Genomic DNA, 16,657 nt, shown 5'->3' on the forward strand with positions numbered 1-16,657 from the left:
ATTAAAATGCAACCACGTTTGAAGGGAAGAAGATGGCCAAGCGGAAAACGCTGAAAGACGATGTCTGCCCGGTGGCGCGCGGACTGGACGTGGTGGGCGACCAGTGGGCGCTGCTGATCGTGCGCGACGCATTCGACGGCGTGCGCCGCTTCAGCGCCTTCCAGAAGAACCTGGGCGTGGCGCGCAACATCCTGTCGGACCGTCTGCACAAGCTGGTGGAGCATGGCATCCTGACGGTGTCGCCGGCCTCCGACGGCACCGCCTATGGCGAATACGTGCTGACCGAAAAGGGCCAGGCCCTGTTCCCGCTGCTGGTGAGCTTGCGCCAGTGGAGCGAACAGTTCCTGTACCGCGAGGGGGAAGCGCGTTCCATGCTGGTGCGGCAGGATACGGGCCAGCCCGTGCCGCCGCTGCGGCTGGTCGATGAACAGGGGCGCGCGCTGGCCGCGGCCGATACCGTGGTGCGCAAGTTGCCGTTGGAGGAAGTTGCATGAAATTGGTTTCCGTACTTTGCTGTTCGATGCTGGCCCAGGCACTGCTGGCCCAGCCGGCCCTGGCGCTGTCGTTCGACTACCGCATCGGCGCCACCGGCTTTACCGAGGACGAACACGGCATCGTGATCCATGCGCACGAACCGTTGAAGCTGGAAGTGCGGCCGGGCGGGCGTGTCTGGCCGCCGCTGGTGGTGGACGACGGCGGCCGCATCTATGCCGGCGGCACGGTGATCGACGCGCTCAGCGGCCGCGTGCTGCAGGCCGCCGGCGGCGGGGTGATCGCCATGCCCTACGGCATCCAGGTGGCGCCGGAGGCGCGCGGATATCGCTTCCGCAACCGCGCCACGCCCGGCCGCGACTGCCTGCTGCCGCTGAGCAAACTCAACGCGGGCGGCGGCAAGCCGGCCTTGCAGGCCATGAAGGACGCCAACGTGGCTTTCGCCTCGTCGCCGCGCGGGGTGGTGGGGCTGGCCACGCATTTCGGCGCGGACGGCAGGGTGTCCGGCTACACCGCCAGCCTGATCGATACCGTGTCCTGCAAGGTGGAGCACAGCACGCCGCTGGGCAATCCGGACCTGCTGGTGGAGCTTGCGGCGTCGAAGTCGGGCGGCTGGTGGATCACGGGGTCTATCGAGCAGACTTTGCTGCGCTCGGCCGACGGGCGGCGCTGGCGCAAGGTGGCCTTGCCGGCCAAGGTGTCCTCTCTGGTAAGCAGCTACGCGGTCAACGACAAGGAAATCTGGCTGGCCGCCGCGCAGGCGGGGGACGATGAGGACAGGCCTTATATGCTGACCTATTCCGGCGACGGCGGCGCCAGCTGGGCCAGCCTGCGGCGCGACGATCCCTTGCTGGGCCGGCTGCCGCCGGCGTGGCTGGAGGGCCAGCGCCGCCGCGCCACCGGCAGCGACTAGCGAAGCGCCGGTTTTTTCGGGGTTTGAGTAATCTGCTGTTGGGACGGTTCTTTTCGGGCGAACTATGGACGATCGGCAGGCAGGACAGGCGGAGCGCGAAGCACAGGGCGCGGCGGATATGGCAAACATGGCCGGTGCGGCTGGCACGGGCAATACGGCCAATCGGGGTGGTACGGCAGAGGCTGCTGACACTGCAGCGGCGGCTAGCTCGGCAGGGGCGGGCAGCGCGGCAGGGGCGGCCGGGCTGGCGGCGCTGTTGGGCGGCGGTGCGGCGGAGGCCCGCAGCGGGCGGCTGCGGGCGCTCGGCTTGTGGAGTGCGTCGGCACTGGCCATAGCCGCCCTGGCCGTGAGCGGTTTTCTGATGTGGCGCAGCTTGCAGGCGGACAAGGCGATTTCCCTGGTGGCCAGATCGGCCATGCCTGCGCGAGCCGACCCGGTGTTGGCGCCACTGCCGGAAGTGGCCAGCGCGCAGGACGTGGCAGCGGCCTTGACCGCACCGGCGGCCGGCCCGGCGGCCCTGCATGGGGATGCGGAACAGGGTGCCCCGGCCGCTGCCGCGCCGGCTTTGCCGTCGGCGGTGCAGGCTGCTACCCCGCCGGTCGGATTGGCTGCGCAGGCCGCGCCGCCGGCTGGACTGGCGGAACAGAACACCGCGCGTCCCGCGGAATTGGCGGAGCAAGGCGCGGCTCGGCCTGCGCTGGCCGCCGCCGTCCGGCCGGAAGCGGTGGCGCCTCAGGCGGGCGCGAAGCGTCCCGCTGCGCGGGCGCGCGTGGCGCTGGCCAGGCCCGGCAGCCAGGCGCGGGCGCCGCTCACGCGGGCGACGGCACGCGGCAAGGGCAGCGTGGCGGGTAAGTCGGCGGCGCTGCGGCGGGTGAAGGCCGCGCCGGCTGTGCGCAAGCCGCTGGAAACCAGCGTGCAGCGCGGGCTGGCGTTATGCAAGGAGAAGGCAGGGGAAGCCGCTGCGGCGTGCTTTGCGCGCGCCTGCCGCAGCTATGCGCGCAACGCGCCCATCTGCCTCAACGACGAACCGGTACGCCGCCGCTAGCGCTGCGCAAGGCTGGCCGCAGGCAGGCAGGCAGGCGGGCAGGCAGGCAGGTCTGGATAAGCTTGGCGGGCTGCGGGCTGCGGGCTGCGGACTGCAGACTGCAGACTGCGGACTGCGGACTGCGGGCAGCAGGATGTGGGCGGTCGCGGATCAGCGGGCGGCTTCGGCGGCTGTCACGTCGTGCATGGCCACCACCAGGTCGGCAGCTGTCAGCACCGGTTTGAGCGGGAAGCCGTCTTCCAGCGCCACCAGCAGGCGGTCGGACGGTTGCTCGGGGCGCGCGGGCAGGAAGGCGAACTGCGGAAAGCGCGTTTCGCCGTGCCGCGCGATCTCGTGCAAGGTGCGCGGCGCCGCGCGCAGCAGGCCGTTGCGCACGTGGCGCTGGCGTTCTTCGGTGCGCTCCTTGAGCAGCGTGCTCAGTCGCGTCACTTCCTTGCGCAGGCGTTCGGCTTCGGCCTGCTGGCGCTGCAATTCCTCGTCGCTGAGCGCTTCTTCCCACTGCGTGAGCTTGAGCAGGCCGCGCTTGTGCAGTGCTTGCCGCTGCAGGTCGATGTCGAGCGCGGCCAGGTGCTGCTGGTGGCTTTCCAGGTCTTGCGTTTCCTTGGTGTCCCCGTTGGCGCGCAGCCATTTGTCGCCGAAGTCGAACACCAGGCCGTCATAGTAGAAATACATGGGCAATGGCTTCGGGGAGGCGAGCAGCAGCACTTCCTGCGCCGTCATGTTCCAGCGGGCGGCCAGTTCGGCCAGGGTGAGGGTGATTTGCGGGGCGTGTGATGTCATGCGCGCAGTATACGGGCATTTGCGGCGCTTCGCCCGGATCGCGGTGGCGCAGGTGTGGTAGAGTCCTGTTCGCTTTTTTCGTGCTTTTCCGGATCCCCAAACTTATGAAGATGCAGACTACGCCGCGTGTCGAGCCGACTTTCGGCGACGCTCCGCCGCCGGCTGCGGCGCCCGAATTCGCCGAGACCGCCTGGCCCGAGCCCGGCCAATTCCCTGCCGAGCCGTCCGCCGGACCGCAAACTGAGCCGTACGCTGAGCCGTACGCTGAGCCGTACGCTGAGCCGCATATCGCACCGCGCATCGCACCGCAGACCGACGCGCAGGCACAAGCGCCAACCCGCCCCCAGCCCAAAGGACATGCTGCGCCAGTGGCCGGCACTGCCGCTGCGCCGGCCGCTGTGGACACGCCGGCAGCCACGCTCCCGGCTGCCGTCGCCCGCCGCGCTTTGCCCGTGAAGACGATGGCCTTGGGCGGTATCGCCGCTGCCGGCCTGATCGGCGCTATCGTGTGGATAGGCAACGCGGCGCAGGAACAGCGCCACCGTCCGCCCGAGCCAAAGGCCCTGGCCGCGCCGCCCGGCATGAGCGCCAAGGCCTTGCCGGCGCCGGAAGTGCAGGCGATTGCGCCGCCGCCGGTCGTGCAGTCGGCTTTTGTGGCGCCATCCGAGCCGCAGCATGCCGTGCCGGCGCCGCCGGTGCCGCCAGGCGCGAGCGCCGCGATTGCCGGGACGCCTGCCAGCACCAGCGCCACCGGCATCATCACCCCCGCCGCAGCCATCATCGCCCCCGCTGCAGGCTTGGCCGCGCCGGCGACAGCGGCCAGCCGCGCCATCGCGCCCGTGGAGCAAGTGGCCGTGCCGGCGCAAGTGCCCGTCAAAATGAAGACAGCGGCTGCGCACCCGGCGGTAGCCAAGGCAGCCACCGTGGACAAAGCCAGGGCGGCCGCCCAGCCCACGAAGGCCGGCAAAGCGGCTAACGCGGCTAAGGCGGCTAAAGCGCCCAAGGCCGACAAGCCGGCCAAGGCCGTCAAGCCAGCCAAGGACGCCAAGGCTTCCAGGAGCACGGCCAAGGCGGCCGGGAGCGGCACAGCGAGCGGGCCCCGCAAGCAGGCCGCCGCCCAGCCCGCGCGCAAGGTGGCTGCAGCCGCAAAGCCGCGCTGCGAAGCGGCCAACCGCAACACGGCGCGCTGCCGCGCCATCAGCAAGACGGCAAAGACCAGCGCGGCGAAATAGCCGCCGAGCGCCGCATGGCGCACGGCCAGCGGAGCGAAGGAACGGCCGGCCTGGCGGCAGGCAGCAGCAGCCGGCCAATGCAGCCGGCCAATGCCGCCGGCCTGGCCGCTCAGGCGCCGCGCTTGGCGAGGCGGCGGCTTGCCAGCCAGTCGGTGCCGCCGTTGTCGAGGGCGGCCGCAATCACGTCCGGCGGCAGGCTGTACACGGTGGCCCAGGTGGCGCGGCCGTCGACGGTATTGGCCGGGAAGCTGCTGGACTCGATCGGCCAGTGGTATTTGCGCTTGAGCGCCTTGACGATGGCCGCCAGCGACACGCGCCCCTGCAGGGGCTCGGCGCCGGTCTGGTCGCTGTTCGACAGCAGCACTGCCAGCACGGCAGCCCGCGCACTGAGCGGGCCGGGGAATTTGGGAGTTTTACTTGCCATAGAGGCATTGTAGCCTGAAGTTTACGCCCCACGAAGATTGGGCAGGAACTACGGTTTGGCGATATCATGGCGGATTGTGTACGCTGGAGGCGCCATGAAGTTGGCACTGGTATCGTTCTATCTGTTAGCAATCTTTCACATCCACTTCCGTGGCAAGGTGAGGCTGCCGTTCATGCGCCAGCTGTTCGACCATTCGTCGTTCATGGCGCCCATCAACCTGTTCATGCACGTGTTCTCGAAGGTGCCGTCGCAGCCCTACCTGGCGCTGGACCAGTTCAAGGAGCTGGAGCCGCTGCAGCAGAACTGGCAAGTGATCCGCGCCGAGGCAGAAAACCTGCTGGCGCTGAAAAAGATCAAGGCTGCCGAACAGAACAACGACGCCGGCTTCAATTCCTTCTTCAAGAACGGCTGGAAGCGCTTCTACCTGAAATGGTACGACGCCAGCCACCCGTCCGCCGAGCAGTTGTGCCCGCAGACCTATGCGCTGCTGAAAGCCATCCCCAGCGTGAAGGCGGCCATGTTTGCCGAGCTGCCGCCGGGCGGCAAGCTGAACCCGCACCGCGACCCCTTTGCCGGCTCGCTGCGCTACCACCTGGGCCTGGCCACGCCGAACGACGACCGCTGCTTCATCGACGTGGACGGCGAACGCCACAGCTGGCGCGACGGCCAGGGCGTGATGTTCGACGAAACCTATATCCACTGGGCCATCAACGGCAGCGAGAGCGACCGCATCATCCTGTTCTGCGACGTGGAGCGCCCGATGCGCTACCGCTGGGCGCAAGCCGTGAACCGCTGGCTGGGCCGCACCATGATGACCGCCGCCGCCTCGCCCAACGAGCAGGGCGACCAGACCGGCCTGGTGAGCAAGCTGTTCAAGGTGTCCTACGTGGCCGGCCAGTACCGCCGCCGCTACAAGGCCTGGAACAAGACCGCCTACAAGGCCACCAAGTTCGGCCTGATCATCGCGGTGGCCGCCGCCATCATCTTCCTGTAAGCCTTATTTGCCGGCCGGCGCACGCTGGCCGGCCTCTTCCCTGGTCAGTATCCACACGTTCAGGATCTGGCCTTCGCTATCTTCCTGGTAGTTCACCACCATATTCTCGCCGCGCAGGCTGGCCGGCATTTCTATCGTATTGTCCGCATTGAAAATGCGCGCCGCCGGCGAGAGCGTGCGCGTTTTGCCGTCAATGACGATGGCGGGATACCAGGCCGGCGTCATCTTGCCGCGCTTGGCGTTGGGCGGGAAAGGGCGGCCGTCCGCCAGCGCCGGCAGGGGCAGTAAAAAAGGCAGCAGCAACAGTATCGAAGACAGGGCCAGGCTGCGTCGTATCCACATGGTGCGCGTCCGGGGAGGGAAAACGCCAGCTTACCCCATCGGCGCCGCCTTGGCGACGGATAACGGACGCGGCCCGTTGCGCCATCGGCCTATACTGGTTCTCCGGACGGTACGCCTGACAGGAGATGCCATGAAATGGTTCTACGACCTCAAGATTGCCACCAAACTGATCGTGTCCTTCGCCGCCGTGCAGGTGCTGGCGCTGATCCTCGGCTTGAACGCCATCGCCGCCATGGGCCGCATGGACCAGGCCTCCGATGACCTGGCGGAAAACTGGTTGCCCAGTGTCCAGGCAGCGATGGCCATCCGCATCGATATCGGCGACTACCGCCGCTGGCAATTGCTGCATATCCTGAGCAGCGAGGACAAATGGCACGATACCTACGAGAAGCGTCTCAGCGACACGCTGGCGGTGTTCCAGGCAGACAGTGAACGCCACCAGAAGCTCATCTCCAGCCCGGAAGAAAAAGCCCTGTACGACGGCTTCCTGGCGCAATGGCAGCAATTCTCCGCCGAGGGCGCGAAGCTGATCGACGCCTCGCGCAAGGGGCTCAAGGACGAAGCCCGCGCCATGGCCACCGGCCCAACTGTGCAGATGCTGGCCAGCCTGAATGAGCAAATGAACAAGCTGGTCAAGCTCAACGCGGAGGGCGGCGCCCGGGCCAGCGCGGCTGCCACCGCCACCTACGAGCGGGCCCGCCTGACCATTGCCCTGCTGCTGCTGGCCACGGTGGTGCTGGGCATGCTGCTGGCGCTGTGGGTGGCGCGCATCGTCGCCCGTCCGCTGCAGGAGGCGGTCACGGTGGCCCGGCAGGTGGCCGGCGGCGACCTGACGCAGGATATCGAAGTGACATCCCGCTGCGAAACCGGGCAGCTGATGGGCGCGTTGAAGGACATGACCGCCAGCCTGCAAGCGCTGGTGGCGCAGGTGCGCAGCGGCACCGACACCATCGCCACCGCCTCCAGCCAGATCGCCTCCGGCAACCAGGACCTGTCCTCGCGCACCGAGCAGCAGGCCAGTTCGCTGGAAGAGACGGCCTCGTCGATGGAGGAGCTCACCTCCACCGTCAAGCAGAACGCGGACAATGCGCGCCAGGCCAACCAGCTGGCGCAGTCGGCTTCCGGCATCGCCGTCAAGGGCGGCGACGTGGTGGGGCAGGTGGTGGGCACCATGGCCTCCATCAATGAGTCGTCGCGCAAGATCGTGGACATCATTTCCGTCATCGACGGCATCGCCTTCCAGACCAACATCCTGGCCTTGAACGCGGCGGTGGAAGCGGCGCGCGCCGGCGAGCAGGGGCGCGGCTTCGCGGTGGTCGCTTCCGAGGTGCGCAACCTGGCGCAGCGCTCGGCCTCTGCGGCCAAGGACATCAAGGCGCTGATCGGCGATTCGGTGGAGAAAGTGGACGCCGGCTCGCGCCTGGTGAGCCAGGCCGGCGCCACCATGGACGAGATCGTGTCCAGCATCGCGCGCGTGACGGACATCATGTCCGAGATCACGGCGGCCAGCCAGGAGCAGAGCAGCGGCATCGAGCAGGTCAACACCGCCATCGTCGAGATGGACCATGTGACGCAGCAGAATGCGGCGCTGGTGGAGCAGGCCGCCGCGGCGGCCGAGGCCATGATGGACCAGGCGGCGCACCTGAGCGAAGTGGTCGGCGCCTTCAAGCTCAACGCGGCGGCCATGGCCGCCACCGGGGCGCCGCCGGCGCGCCGGGCCGCAGCCCATGGCGGCCCGGCGCGTGCCGCCCGATCCGCCCCTGCCGCGCGTTCCGTGCCGGCACCGGCGGCCGGCCCAGCCATCAAGGCGGCAGCGGCCAAGGCGGTGCCGCAGGCCCGCCTTGCCGGCAGGCCGCAGCCGGCGCGCGCCGCAGCCAGGCCGGCGGCGGACGAGTGGGAGGAATTCTGAGCCGCCAGGCCGGACGGCGTGGCCACGCTGCCGTCCAGGCATTGCATGCGGCCGGTGCAATGTCCGGTGCGCGCCGCCGGCTTAGTGCCCGGCGTCCTCCGGATGGCGCGCCTGCCAGGCCTTGAGGTCGGCGCGGTACTGGTCCAGCGCGTCCTGGTAGATGTCGTCCACGCAGTAGGCGCAGCCGCTGTGGCAGCAGTCGCCCGGCTCGGGCGGCTGCGGCGCTTCGGGGCGCGGGTCGGCGGACGGGACGGTGGATGGGACGGCGGACTGGTCTGGTGTGATGCTCATGCTGATAACCTGATGCGAATTGCTTAATCCATGCCAAGCGCCAGCAGCGCCTGGTTGCGGCCTTTTTCCTTGGCGCGGTACATGGCCTGGTCGGCCAGCGCCACCAGCGCTTCGGCTGTATTGTCGTCGTTCGGCGCCAGCACCGCCACCCCAATGCTGATGGTGACCACGCCGAACGGCGAATCCTCGTGCGGGATGGCCAGCCTGGCCAGCTCGGCGCAGATGTCCTGCGCCACGCCGAAGGCGTCGGCGGCATTGGTGGCGGCCGCCAGCAGCGCGAACTCTTCGCCGCCGTAGCGCGCCACCAGGTCGGTGGTGCGGCGCCCGTGCTTGGTGATCAGTTCGGCCACCGTGCGCAAGCAGGTGTCGCCGGCCAGGTGGCCGTAGCGGTCGTTGTACTTCTTGAAGTGGTCCACGTCCAGCAGCGACAGCGCCACTGTCTGCCCGGTGCGCGCGGCGCGCCGCCATTCGGCCGCCAGGGCCTCGTCGAAGCCGCGCCGGTTGCGCACCCCGGTCAGGCCGTCGGTGGTGCTGAGCGCAGCCAGCTTGCGGTTCGATTCCTCCAGCGCGGCGGTGCGCGCCGTCACCAGGTCGGCCAGCTCGGCCTGGCGCCGCGTCAGGCGCCGGATGCGCCAGCGGTGCGTGGCCAGCAGCCCGGCCAGCACCAGTAGGCCCAGCGCCGCGCGGAACCACCAGCGCTGCCAGAATGGCGGCGTGATGATGATGGTCATCTCGGCCGGCTCGGCGTTCCACATGCCGCGGTGGTTGGCCGCGCGCACGCGGAAGGTGTAGGTGCCGGGGTTCAGGTTGGTGTAGCTGGCGTTGCGGTGGCCGGCGTCGGTCAGCACCCAGTCGCGGTCGAAGCCGGCCAGCTGGTAGGCATAGCGGTTCTGGCCGGGGTCGGTGTAGTGCAGGGCCGCGAACTCGATCGAGAACACCGACGCTTGCGCCGACAGGGTCAGCACGCGCGGCGCGGTGACCGCGCCCTCCAGCTCGGCCCCTTCGCTGCGCTGGCCTTCGCCCAGCGAGCGGTTGAACACGGTGATGTCGGTGATGGCCACCTGCGGCGCCACCGTGTCGGCCCGCACCGCGCGCGGCGACACCGCCGTCATGCCGTGCACGCCGCCGAAGTACAAGGTGCCGTCGCTGCCGGCAGCCGAGGAATTGGTGGTGTAGCCGTCGGTCAGGCCGTCGGCCGGACTGTAGCGCTCGACCTGGCCGCTGGCCGGGTCCAGGCGGTACAGGCCGGCGATGGTGCTGGCCCAGACTTTGCCTTCCAGGTCGCTGCGGATGGCCAGCACCTTGCCCGAGCCGACCGCCGCCGCGTAGGGCTTCACGCTCAGGGCGCCGTTCGCGCCCACCGTCACCAGGTCCAGGCCCTTGGCGGTGCCGACCCAGATGCGTCCGGCCGCGTCCTCGTGCAGGCTGGAGACGTTGTCGTCCGACAGGCTGGGCACGTTGCTGGCGGCGCCGTCGCCGGCGTGGCGCAGGTGGCGGAACTTGCCGGTGGCCGGGTCCAGCAGGTCCAGTCCGCCGCCGTTCCATTCCGAGCCGGCCCACACGCGCCCGGCGCGGTCTTCCAGCACCGCCGAGGTGCCGTTGACGCTGCGGCTGGCCGGGTCGGCCGGGTCGTTGTAGTAGATGTGGAAGCTGTCGCGCACGCTGTCGTAGCGCACCAGGCTGTTGCCAGTGGCCAGCCATAGCACGCCGTCCCGGCCGGGCGCGATGGCGTTGATGTAGTCGCTGGCGGTATTGCCGAAGCGGATCACCTTGAAGTGCCCGTCCGGCCCCAGCCGGTTCAGGCCGTTCGCGGTGCCGGCCCATAGCGGGCCCGCCTTGGCGCCGGCCGGGCTGGCGTCCTTGCCCTTGCCGACGCCCTGGCCCACATCCTGGTACAGGCTGTACACGATGTCGTGGCTGAGGCTGCCCGGTTTGCCTTCCTCGCTGCGGTAGCTTTGCAGCACGGTGGCGCTGGCCGGGTCGTACAGGCTCAGGCCGAGGTTGGCCGCCAGCCAGACCTTGCCGTCCGGCGCGGCTGCAAGCGCCAGCAGCGCATTGGTGGACAGCTTGCCCTGGTCCAGGCGGTGCGGCACGTGGCGCCGGAAGCCGCTGCTGTTCAGGTTGGCCAGGCTGATGCCGTCGGTGAAGGACGCCACCCACAGCATGCCGCCGCGGTCCTGCAGCATGGCGCGCAGGTTGTTGCCCGGCAGCGAGTAGGGATCGCTGGACTGGTGCTGGTACTGGTCGAAGCTGGCCGAAGCGGGGTTCCAGCGCAGCAGGCCGGCCGACAGGGTGGTGGCCCACAGGGTGTGCGCGTTGTCGATGTAGAAGCTGGTGATGCGGCTGGCCGGGCTGGCGGCCGGGCGGCGCGGGGCCCAGGGCTGGCCGGCCGGCTGGTTCAGCACGCCGGCCTCGGTGCCCAGCCACAGGGTGCCGTCGCGGTCGAACTGCATGGCGCGCACGATGTTGCTGCGGCTGTCCGGGCGCGCCTCGCTGTCCACGCGGTGGTGGCGGAATTCGGTGGCGCCGGGCGCCAGGTAGTCCACCCCGCCCGGCCAGGTGCCGGCCCACAGGCCGCCGTCCTGGTCCAGCGCCAGCGCGTTCAGGTCGTTGCTGCCCAGGCTGCCCGGCCTGGCCGGGTCGTGCGCGTACACCGTGAACTGGCCGCTGTCCGGGTTGAAGTGCTGCAGGCCGCCCCAGGTGCCCACCCACATGCCGTCCTTGCCGTCGGAAATGATGTTCTTGACGATCAGGCGGTTGACCGGGCCGGCAGGCGGGGCGAACACCGTGAAATCGTTGCTGTCCGGGTTGTAGCGCGCCAGGCCGCTGGAGGTGCCGGCCCACAGCCGGCCGCGCTTGTCCTCGAAGATGGCGGCCACGCGGTCGTGCGGCAGGCTGCGCGGATTGTTGCGCGCGTGCGCGAACTTGACCGCGCGGTAGCCGTCGTAGCGGTACAGGCCGTTGCTGTGGGTGCCGATCCAGACGAAGCCCTGGCGGTCCTGTAGCAGCGCCAGCATGGACGGCTCGTCATTGTCGAGCGGCCCCAGCTTCTTGAAGCGCAGCGAGGGCGGGGCGGCCAGCGCCTGGCTGCAGGCCAGCAGCAGCATCAGCAGCATCGGCAGCAGCGTGAGCAGGAGCGGGGGCAGGCGGCGCGCCGGCAGGGAAAGTGGGGGAGTGGGGGTTGCCATCATTACCATTATACATTTCATTCATGTAACAGAATTACCGGAAAGCGTCTGTTTCCGTGTACAGTGGCGGAAAATTAAGGTATCGTGTAGGCCGCTGAATTTGTATCCTGTATCCGCGCAAGCTGGCCCCGCCCTGCTGTCCTCCCGCCTCGCCGCTTTTCGCGGATTTTGTTGTTTATTGAAAAATTTATGTCCGACATCGAGAACATTTCCACGCCAGAAGCCGTCCCCGCCCCTGCCGCCGCGCCAGCTGTTGCCGAAGCCGCAGTTGCCGCCGCCGCCGAGCAGGTCCGCTTTGCCGACTTCGGCCTGTCGCCCGACATTCTGCGCGCGCTGACCGCGCAAGGCTATGTGCACCCGACGCCGATCCAGGCCCAGGCCATCCCCGTGGTGCTGCAGGGCCGCGACGTGATGGGCGCCGCCCAGACCGGCACCGGCAAGACCGCCGGCTTTTCGCTGCCCATCATCCAGCTGCTGCTGGCGCATGCCAACAGCTCCATGTCGCCGGCGCGCCACCCGGTGCGCGCGCTGATCCTGACCCCGACCCGCGAACTGGCGGTGCAGGTGGCCGAGAACGTGGCCGCCTACTGCAAGTTCACCCCGCTGCGCTCCTGCGTGGTGTTCGGCGGCATGGACATGAAGGGCCAGACCGTGGCCCTGAAGGCCGGCGTCGAGATCGTCATCGCCACCCCGGGCCGCCTGCTGGACCACATCGAGCAGAAGAACATCTCCCTGAGCCAGGTGCAGATGCTGGTGATGGACGAGGCCGACCGCATGCTGGACATGGGCTTCCTGCCCGACCTGCAGCGCATCATCAACCTGCTGCCCAAGCAGCGCCAGAACCTGATGTTCTCGGCCACCTTCTCGGGCGAGATCAAGAAGCTGGCCAACAGCTTCCTGAAGGAGCCGGTGCTGATCGAAGTGGCGCGCAGCAACGCCACCGCCGAGCGCGTCACGCAGGTGGTGTACAAGGTCAGCGAAGAGCACAAGCGCGACGTGGTGGCCCACATCCTGCGCCAGCGCGAGCTCAAGCAGGTGATCGTGTTCTCCAACACCAAGATCGGCGCTTCGCGCCTGGCGCGCGGCCTGGAGCAGGAGGGCATGAAAGCCACCGCCATCCACGGCGACAAGACGCAGCAGGAACGCATGGCCGCGCTGGAATCGTTCAAGAAGGGCGAGATCGACGTGCTGGTGGCCACCGACGTGGCCGCGCGCGGCCTGGACATTTCGGACCTGCCTTGCGTCATCAACTATGACCTGCCCTACAACGCGGAAGACTATGTGCACCGTATCGGCCGCACCGGCCGCGCGGGCGCCTCGGGCGATGCGATTTCCATCTTCTCGGACAAGGATGAGCGCCTGCTGGCCGACATCGAGAAGCTGATCAAGCAGACCATCACGCGCGGCGAGCTGCAGGGCTTCGCGCCGGCCTCCTCGCGCGGCGAGCGCGACGACCGGCACGGCGAGCGCCGCCACGGCAGCCGCCGTCCCGACGGCGAAGGCCGCCCGGCCGGCGCCGGCTTTGGCGGCAGCGCCGGCCCGGGCGCGCGTCCCGAGCGCAGCCGTTCCAGCTCGTCCTCTTCCTCCGGTTCCGGCTACGGTGGCGCGCCGCGCCGCGAGAAAATCGACCCCTGGTTCCTCAAGCCTTACGAGCCGGCCAAGAGCAGCGCCCCGGCGCCCGCGCCGCTGCCGCAGTCGAGCAGCAAGCCCAAGCAAAAAGTGGCCGCCCTGCTGGGAGGGCTGCGCAAGCCGTGAGTGTCCTGAGTCACCAGCGTATCGCCATCCTGCTGCCTTGCTATAACGAGGCGCTGACCGTGGCCGGCATCGTGCGCGATTTCAACGCCTGCCTGCCGGGCGCGCCGGTCTATGTGTTCGACAACAATTCCACCGACGACACCGTGGCAGTGGCGCGCGCCGCCGGCGCCATCGTGCGCACGGTGGCCCAGCAGGGCAAGGGCAATGTCATCCGCCGCATGTTCGCCGACGTCGAAGCCGACATCTATATCATGGTGGACGGCGATGACACCTACGATGCCAGCGTGGCGCCGCAACTGGCCGCGCGGCTGGTGGCGGACGGCCTGGACATGCTGGTGGGCACCCGTGTTAGCGAACAGCAGCAAGCCTACCGTTTTGGCCACCGCTTCGGCAACAGGCTGCTGACCGGCTGCGTGGCGGCCGTGTTCGGCGACACCTTCACCGACATGCTGTCCGGCTACCGCGTGTTCTCGCGCCGCTACGCCAAGTCCTTCGCCGCGCACGCGGCCGGCTTCGAGACGGAAACCGAACTCACCGTGCACGCGCTGGAATTGCGCATGCCGGTGGCCGAGGTACCCACCGTGTACAAGGCGCGTCCGGAAGGCTCGGTGAGCAAGCTCAACACCTATCGCGACGGCGTGCGCATCCTGTGGATGATCGTCAAGCTGTACAAGAATGAGAAGCCGCTGCAGTTCTTTGCGGCCGGCTCGGCGGCCAGCATGCTGCTGTCGGTGATCCTGGCGCTGCCGCTGCTGGAGACGTATATGCAGACCGGCCTGGTGCCGCGCCTGCCCACGGCGGTGCTGTGCGTGGGCCTGGGCCTGCTGGCGGGGCTGCTGCTGTCCTGCGGCCTGGTGCTCGATACCGTGACCAAGGGCCGCGTGGAGCAGAAACGCTTTGCCTACTTGCAGATACCGGCGCCGGCGCCGCGCGATGCCGGCGGCTTGGCGCGCCGCGCCTGAGCCGCCGACGCGGGCGCTGCTACAGCGCTTCCTTGAGCGCCCGCACCACGCGGTCCTGCTCTTCTTCCAGTCCCACCCAGAGCGGCAGGCGCAACAGGCGCTCGGACAGGCCGTCGGTGTGCGCCATGCCGCCGTGCGCGCGGCTGAACTTGCGGCCGGCCGGTGCGCTGTGCAGGGGCACGTAGTGGAACACGGAATTGACGCCCTGGCGCTTCAGGTTGGCGATCGCCTCGGTACGCTGCTCCAGCGAGTCGAGCAGGATGTAGTACATGTGCGCGTTGTGCGTGCAGCCTTCCGGCACCACCGGGCGGCGCAGCCGGCCCTCGGCTTCCAGCGGCGCCAGCGCGGCGTGGTAGCTGTCCCACAGCGCCAGGCGGCGCGCGGTGATGTTGTTGGCCTCTTCCATCTGCGCCCACAGGAAGGCGGCGATCACTTCGCCCGGCAGGTAGGACGAGCCGATATCGACCCAGGTGTATTTGTCCACCTGGCCGCGGAAGAACTGGCTGCGGTTGGTGCCCTTTTCGCGGATGATCTCGGCGCGCTCGGCGAACACCGGGTCGTTCACCAGCAGCGCGCCGCCTTCGCCGGCGATGATGTTCTTGGTCTCGTGGAAGGAATAGGCGCCCATGTGGCCGATGCTGCCCAGCGCGCGGCCCTTGTAGGTCGACATGATGCCCTGCGCCGCGTCCTCGATCACGATCAGGTTGTGGCGCTTGGCGATGTCCATGATGGTGTCCATCTCGCACGCCACGCCGGCGTAGTGCACCGGCAGGATGACCTTGGTGCGCGCGGTAATGGCCGCCTCGATCTTGGTCTCGTCGATGTTGAGCGTGTCGGGGCGGATGTCCACGAACACCGGCACGGCGCCGCGCATCACGAAGGCGTTGGCGGTCGAGACGAAGGTGTAGGACGGCATGATGACTTCGTCGCCTTCCTGCACCTCGGCCAGCAGCGCGGCCATTTCCAGCGCCGCCGTGCACGAATGGGTCAGCAGCGCGCGCGCCGCGCCGGTATTCTGTTCCAGCCAGCGGTGGCAGCGCTTGGTGAAGCTGCCGTCGCCGGACAGGTGGCCGTTGGTGTGCGCCTGGGCGATGTACCACAGCTCGCGGCCGGTCATGAAGGGTTTGTTGAATGGTATCGGGTTCATGCATTTATCCTTGTATGTGTGCTGCGGTTACCCTTGTGAGGCAACCACGGTGCCGAGGCAGATCAGTGCAACGCCGATGGCGCGCGTCATCGACAGGGGTTCGTTGAACAGCCACGCGCCCAGCAGCAGCACGATGACGAAGTTCAGGCTCATGAACGGGTAGGCATGGCTCAGCTGGAACTTGCTCATGGCCCCCATCCAGGTCACGGACGCCAGGAAGGCGGCCGCGAACGCGCTGATGATCCAGGGGTTGAGCAGCAAGCGTATCAAAAACATGAGCTTGTCGCCGCCCGCCGCCGGAAGCGCGCCGGCCTGCATCACCTGCATCTTGATGGCGATCTGGCCGTACACGGTGAGCGCGATGGTGGCCAGGATGTACAGGTAGTTGCCGTAGCCGCTCACGCTGCTGCTCCTTGCGCCGCGCCGCCCGCCGCCGCACCGGCCCCCTCGAACCACTTGTGGAAGGTGTAGTAGCTTTTCGACGGCTCGAAACCCTGGCGGCACCACACTTTTTGCACCGACAGGTTGGTGATCTGGGTCGACACGATCATGTGCGCGATGTCGCGCCCGCGCGCCCAGTTCTGCGCCAGCTGCATCAGCGCGTGGTACAGGCGCTTGCCCTGGTGGCCGGGATGCACGCCGAACAGCACGCCTTCGAACTCCAGGCTGTTGTGCACCTTGAGCGTGGCGAAGGCGGCGATCTGGCCGCCGTGCTCGATCAGCACCACGGCGTCGGCCACGGCGGGGTTGCCGCAGGAATTGGCGGCCCAGCTCGAATAAACCAGGTCGGCATCGCGCTTGTCCAGGCGCGGATCGACGTGGTAGTGGCCGAAATAGCCTTCAAAGGTGAGGCCGGCCAGCGCGCCCACCGCCTCGGCGTCGGCCGCCGTGGCCAGGCGCGTGGTGTAGCCGTCAGGCAGGGCCACGTCCTGCTGCGCGATATGGCGCTTGAGGAAATAGACCAGGGTGTCGGTCAGGAAGCAGCCGGCCTGTTCCAGCTGCTGCACCTGCGCCAGCTCGGTGCTGGCGCAGCGCGCGATCAGCATCTGCACGCCGTGCGCGCCGCACCACTGCATCACCTCGGGCACCGGCTCGCTGCCGTCCAGCGTGGCCTTGGCGGTGACGACGCCGAAACGCTGGCGGTCGATGTCGGAAAGGGAAATCTTCATAACGGTCTCCGGAA

General features: G+C 68.6%; 16 protein-coding genes. 8 read left to right on the forward strand and 8 right to left on the reverse strand.

The window, feature by feature from the left end:
* The first annotated feature begins 32 nt into the window (after positions 1-32).
* The 3 genes from ASC94_RS08450 (at position 33) to ASC94_RS08460 (ending at position 2,450) form a co-directional block, all read left to right on the forward strand.
* Positions 33-494, forward strand: coding sequence for a helix-turn-helix domain-containing protein (locus tag ASC94_RS08450; RefSeq protein ID WP_056393273.1), 462 nt, complete (start codon positions 33-35; stop codon positions 492-494).
* Positions 491-1,405, forward strand: a complete 915-nt coding sequence (locus ASC94_RS08455) for a hypothetical protein (protein ID WP_157201345.1) — start codon at positions 491-493, stop codon at positions 1,403-1,405. The genes ASC94_RS08450 and ASC94_RS08455 overlap by 4 nt, the downstream gene beginning before the upstream one ends.
* A 127-nt stretch (positions 1,406-1,532) precedes the next feature.
* Entirely contained in the window at positions 1,533-2,450 is a 918-nt protein-coding gene (locus ASC94_RS08460; RefSeq protein WP_162251402.1) for a hypothetical protein, read from the forward strand.
* A 150-nt stretch (positions 2,451-2,600) separates the two neighbouring features.
* Here ASC94_RS08460 and ASC94_RS08465 read toward each other — a convergent pair whose 3' ends face one another.
* Positions 2,601-3,230 (reverse strand): hypothetical protein, encoded by a 630-nt coding sequence (locus tag ASC94_RS08465; protein WP_056393280.1) that lies wholly within the window; start codon positions 3,228-3,230, stop codon positions 2,601-2,603.
* A gap of 104 nt (positions 3,231-3,334) precedes the next feature.
* Here ASC94_RS08465 and ASC94_RS08470 point away from each other — a divergent pair, with 104 nt between their 5' ends.
* Positions 3,335-4,462 carry a hypothetical protein gene (locus ASC94_RS08470; RefSeq protein ID WP_056393281.1) on the forward strand — a complete coding sequence of 376 codons (1,128 nt, stop codon included), beginning with the start codon at positions 3,335-3,337 and terminating at the stop codon, positions 4,460-4,462.
* A 109-nt stretch (positions 4,463-4,571) separates the two neighbouring features.
* Here the strand turns inward: ASC94_RS08470 and ASC94_RS08475 are convergent, their stop codons facing one another.
* Positions 4,572-4,886 carry a hypothetical protein gene (locus ASC94_RS08475; RefSeq protein ID WP_056393283.1) on the reverse strand — a complete coding sequence of 105 codons (315 nt, stop codon included), beginning with the start codon at positions 4,884-4,886 and terminating at the stop codon, positions 4,572-4,574.
* A gap of 94 nt (positions 4,887-4,980) precedes the next feature.
* Between ASC94_RS08475 and lpxO the strand changes: the two genes are divergently transcribed.
* Positions 4,981-5,880: a lipid A hydroxylase LpxO gene (gene lpxO / locus ASC94_RS08480; protein ID WP_056393285.1), complete on the forward strand. Its 900-nt coding sequence runs from the start codon at positions 4,981-4,983 to the stop codon at positions 5,878-5,880.
* A gap of 3 nt (positions 5,881-5,883) precedes the next feature.
* Here lpxO and ASC94_RS08485 read toward each other — a convergent pair whose 3' ends face one another.
* Complete coding sequence (locus tag ASC94_RS08485; RefSeq protein ID WP_056393287.1) at positions 5,884-6,222, reverse strand: hypothetical protein; 339 nt, start codon at positions 6,220-6,222, stop codon at positions 5,884-5,886.
* A gap of 130 nt (positions 6,223-6,352) precedes the next feature.
* Between ASC94_RS08485 and ASC94_RS08490 the strand changes: the two genes are divergently transcribed.
* Positions 6,353-8,131 carry a methyl-accepting chemotaxis protein gene (locus ASC94_RS08490; protein WP_056393288.1) on the forward strand — a complete coding sequence of 593 codons (1,779 nt, stop codon included), beginning with the start codon at positions 6,353-6,355 and terminating at the stop codon, positions 8,129-8,131.
* 81 nt (positions 8,132-8,212) lie between these two features.
* On the opposite strand, the gene ASC94_RS08495 is transcribed toward ASC94_RS08490, so the two are convergent.
* Both ASC94_RS08495 and ASC94_RS08500 read right to left on the reverse strand, forming a co-directional pair.
* Positions 8,213-8,422 (reverse strand): oxidoreductase-like domain-containing protein, encoded by a 210-nt coding sequence (locus ASC94_RS08495; protein WP_056393291.1) that lies wholly within the window; start codon positions 8,420-8,422, stop codon positions 8,213-8,215.
* A 23-nt stretch (positions 8,423-8,445) separates the two neighbouring features.
* Positions 8,446-11,613, reverse strand: a complete 3,168-nt coding sequence (locus ASC94_RS08500) for a ligand-binding sensor domain-containing diguanylate cyclase (RefSeq protein WP_229417214.1) — start codon at positions 11,611-11,613, stop codon at positions 8,446-8,448.
* 186 nt (positions 11,614-11,799) lie between these two features.
* Here ASC94_RS08500 and ASC94_RS08505 point away from each other — a divergent pair, with 186 nt between their 5' ends.
* Together ASC94_RS08505 and ASC94_RS08510 are read left to right on the forward strand one after the other, a co-directional pair.
* A complete protein-coding gene (locus ASC94_RS08505) occupies positions 11,800-13,365 on the forward strand; it encodes a DEAD/DEAH box helicase (protein ID WP_082616355.1) in 1,566 nt (521 codons plus the stop codon).
* A complete protein-coding gene (locus ASC94_RS08510) occupies positions 13,362-14,327 on the forward strand; it encodes a glycosyltransferase family 2 protein (protein WP_056393295.1) in 966 nt (321 codons plus the stop codon). Before ASC94_RS08505 ends, ASC94_RS08510 begins: the two co-directional genes overlap by 4 nt.
* Positions 14,328-14,346: 19 nt before the next feature.
* On the opposite strand, the gene rffA is transcribed toward ASC94_RS08510, so the two are convergent.
* The 3 genes from rffA to ASC94_RS08525 are packed head-to-tail and all read right to left on the reverse strand — an operon-like array spanning position 14,347 to position 16,643.
* Positions 14,347-15,474: a dTDP-4-amino-4,6-dideoxygalactose transaminase gene (rffA, locus tag ASC94_RS08515; RefSeq protein WP_056393298.1), complete on the reverse strand. Its 1,128-nt coding sequence runs from the start codon at positions 15,472-15,474 to the stop codon at positions 14,347-14,349.
* 27 nt (positions 15,475-15,501) lie between these two features.
* Complete coding sequence (locus tag ASC94_RS08520) at positions 15,502-15,876, reverse strand: EamA family transporter (protein WP_056393304.1); 375 nt, start codon at positions 15,874-15,876, stop codon at positions 15,502-15,504.
* Positions 15,873-16,643, reverse strand: coding sequence for a GNAT family N-acetyltransferase (locus ASC94_RS08525; protein WP_056393306.1), 771 nt, complete (start codon positions 16,641-16,643; stop codon positions 15,873-15,875). Before ASC94_RS08525 ends, ASC94_RS08520 begins: the two co-directional genes overlap by 4 nt.
* Positions 16,644-16,657 lie beyond the last annotated feature (14 nt).

Source organism: Massilia sp. Root418, assembly GCF_001425265.1.
Classification (GTDB): Bacteria; Pseudomonadota; Gammaproteobacteria; order Burkholderiales; family Burkholderiaceae_D; genus Rugamonas.